4 protein-coding genes and 2 pseudogenes are annotated in these 2,854 nt (G+C 62.1%); 2 read left to right on the top strand and 4 right to left on the bottom strand.

The window, feature by feature from the left end; genetic code table 11:
• Window positions 1–657, top strand: a 657-nt coding sequence (locus tag EOC93_RS33210) for a class I tRNA ligase family protein (RefSeq protein ID WP_164759390.1), incomplete at its 5' end; no start/stop codon positions are given.
• Window positions 658–682: 25 nt separating this feature from the next.
• On the opposite strand, the gene EOC93_RS33205 is transcribed toward EOC93_RS33210, so the two are convergent.
• From EOC93_RS33205 to EOC93_RS33190, 4 genes and pseudogenes are all read right to left on the bottom strand, one after another.
• Window positions 683–889, bottom strand: a complete 207-nt coding sequence (locus tag EOC93_RS33205; protein WP_126104958.1) for a hypothetical protein — start codon at window positions 887–889, stop codon at window positions 683–685.
• A gap of 25 nt (window positions 890–914) precedes the next feature.
• A pseudogene (locus EOC93_RS33200) lies at window positions 915–1,616 on the bottom strand (IS6 family transposase).
• Window positions 1,617–1,696: 80 nt separating this feature from the next.
• A pseudogene (locus EOC93_RS35220) lies at window positions 1,697–1,936 on the bottom strand (transposase); the annotation flags it as partial.
• Window positions 1,937–1,992: 56 nt separating this feature from the next.
• Entirely contained in the window at window positions 1,993–2,601 is a 609-nt protein-coding gene (locus EOC93_RS33190) for a hypothetical protein (RefSeq protein ID WP_127206723.1), read from the bottom strand.
• Between EOC93_RS33190 and EOC93_RS33185 the strand changes: the two genes are divergently transcribed.
• On the top strand, window positions 2,579–2,854 hold a 276-nt coding region (locus tag EOC93_RS33185), incomplete at its 3' end, for a DUF1612 domain-containing protein (RefSeq protein WP_245461607.1). The genes EOC93_RS33190 and EOC93_RS33185 overlap by 23 nt on opposite strands.

Raw genomic sequence — 2,854 nt, 5'->3', positions numbered from 1 at the left:
AACCAGATGCTCACGCTTGAGGGGAAGAAGTTCTCAACATCACGAAAACACGCAATCTGGGTGAACGACATCGCTGCGGAAGAAACTGCCGAGCCGCTTCGCTTCTACTTGTGTCGGTGTCGTCCGGACGGTTCTGTCGAGGACTTCTCCATGGGTGCCTACGAGAGCTGGAAACGGGACTTCTGGGACGGACGGCTGTCGAGATCGGTCGCGAAGGCTAACGAGGTCATCGGGCGGGTCGCGACAGACGAGCTCCCGTGTCCTGGCCAGTGGTCAGCCACCGACATTGCGTTCCTCGCGGACTGCAGACGCTTCAACGCGGAAGTGCGGGCGCGATTCGAAGCGGATTACCCGGACGTACGTCAGCTGACACGCGCAATCGAGGCGTTCGTCGACGCAATTGACCACTATTCATGTTCAGTGCTGCAAGTTCCGGCTGCGCCGAAGGTGAAGGAGGCGCTTGCCCGGACTGCGGCCCGCGCGGTGACCTTCGCGCTCGTCGGACTCTGTGTCGCGACATACCCGGTCGTACCTGATTTCGCCATCTCCATCGCAAGGAGTCTGGGGCTAGGGGTTCCCAAGCTCAGCTGGTTCGACCGCGACTGGATGGCCGAGCCAGTCCGTCTGTCTGCAAGCCATGACGCCGGAGGCCGTTGAATAACCGATCAAAGACTTCGGGCGTTCACCGCAGCCACTTTTCGAGAATCAGCCCGGAGGATGCGGGCAAGCCAGGAAGTGCATCGTGGACGTCGTCTTTGATCAGCCTTGTCACCGAAACGACGCCGATGTCGTCCGGCTCGGGCGAAGTCTGAAGTGTTGATGGCTTTTCAAAAGCGCGGCTAAACGACGACAAGAGTTGGTTGTGTTGCAACGTTTTTTTCTGTGTCATGAAGGTTGGTCGGGACAGGCCGCTGTCATGCCGCCAGTATGGCGAACTGCTCGGCCAGGAAGGGATTTGGGTTGAACGCGTACCTCGCCTGTCGCTTGAGCATCAGGTGAAGCATTTCGATCCCCGACAGGGTGATGCTGGCGGTGGCCGGCGACTTGAAACCCAGCATCGGCCGCACACGGCGCTTGATGCGCCGGTGGTCCTGCTCGAGATCCTGTTGTCAAGTATCGACTTTTCCTGATCGTGATCGGGTTCAGCAAGCGCCGGGAACGATCCTGCAACCGATTTGCCGCATCGCAGGAAGTGATGGCTTCATGATTGGTCTGGCTGCCGTCGATGACGATGCGATCGGGCCGGTTATGGCGCTCCAGGGCTTTCCTGAAGAAGCGCTTGGCAGCCAGCAGGTCGCGGTGCTCGCTGAACCAGAATTCGACCGAGTCGCCGACACTGTCGATGGCGCGGTAGAGATACATCCACTCACCGCGAACCTTGACGTAGCTTTCGTCGACATGCCATTTTGCCGGTGATGGCACGCTTGCGGCGGTTGAAGCGCTCCAGCAACCGCGGCGCGAAATGAATGACCCAGCGATGGATCGTCGAATGATCGACGCCGAATGCCGCGTTCGGCCATCATTTCTTTCCAGTCGCGCAGGCTCAGATTGTAGGCCAGATACCAGCGCACGCATAACAAGATGACGGACTGGTCGAACTGATGGCCTTTGAACATCTCGAACCTCGCGAAAATTGATGCAGGGTTCTCCCACGCGACCAGTTACCAAAGCTTTGCAACACAACCTGGCGGCTGCCATCCAACTGGGGCAGCAGCGACGTCACGGTCCGATCGTTACGGTAGCGCGCCAGCAGATTGTAGACTTGGCGGGTCGAGAGGCGCAGCTCGGCCGCGGCCCGGTTGATTGCCGCGCGTCTTGGCCCCGAACCGTCGAGAATCCTGTCGAGCTCGCGAGCGAGTCGACGTGCCGCCGACCATGCTTCGTCGGAATGCGACGTGCCGGGTGCGGCTTTCCGGTTGTGCAATCGGTGTGGCAAATCGAGCAGTCAGTGAAATCGTTAGCGAAAAATCGAGGCTGTCGTGGCGCCTAAACCTAAACAACACCTGACTTTCCCTGTTGAAATCGGGAAGTAAAAGCGACAGCCGAAGACCTCCTCGCCCGCCTCGACGAGCGCGTGGCCAAAAGCCCGGTCCGCGAAGGCTGGCTCGAACGCGAAACTTTGCCGACGCCGCCGCCGCGCTGTGGCTCGACGGCGAGCTCGTCCATGCCGAAGACCTCCTGCTGCACGACGCCCACATGGACATCCGCACTCCGACCCACGAGCTCACCCGGGCGCACGCCGTGCTGCGCGCCCGCCGCCGCATTTTCACACAAAAACGAGACTGGGCGCTGTCGCGGCCCGGCCTTTTGGCGCTGCGTGGCCGCGAAGGGCAGGGCGGCAACGGGGCGAGCGCCGGCCGAGTTGGCTCCGGACTCGATGCCGCGACGGCCGCCGTCAGTGCGGACGACGATGCCGGCGAAAACCTTGCTGAAGACACTGACCAGGAGGACGCGCTGAGCGAAGAGCTGGCCGAGATCGATGCTGTGCTGGCCCGCTCCAGCCGACTGCTGGCCGGCGAGAATTTGGCGCCGCGCGCGGCAGACGGCCCGGAGGTCGACACGGCAGGGCAGGGGGAAAGTGCGCCAGGTCTTGCCGGACAATCTCAGGCCGCTGATCCGCGACCTCGACTGGGACGAGGACCAGCGGCTGGCCGACTGGCTCGCCATCGTCGACCGGCTGCGCGGCGAAAACATGCCGGCCGCGCTGGCAGCGGCGATCGCCTGGGACGCATGGCAGACAATCGAGCCGCTGCAGCACCAGCATTGGCTCGGAAATCTGCTCGTCGCGGCGCTGCTGCGCCAAACCGGCAAGGTCGGCTCGCATCTGTTTTGCCTAATGCCGGGCTGCGCATCA

Source organism: Mesorhizobium sp. M6A.T.Ce.TU.002.03.1.1, from assembly GCF_003997275.1.
GTDB classification, from domain to species: Bacteria; Pseudomonadota; Alphaproteobacteria; order Rhizobiales; family Rhizobiaceae; genus Mesorhizobium; species Mesorhizobium mediterraneum.
This window is presented reverse-complemented; position numbering and strand designations above follow the sequence as displayed.

Coding starts and splice junctions, on each gene's coding strand:
- EOC93_RS33205 (WP_126104958.1), bottom strand. CDS start 889: ATGACACAGAAAAAAACGTTGCAACACAACCAACTCTTGTCGTCGTTT.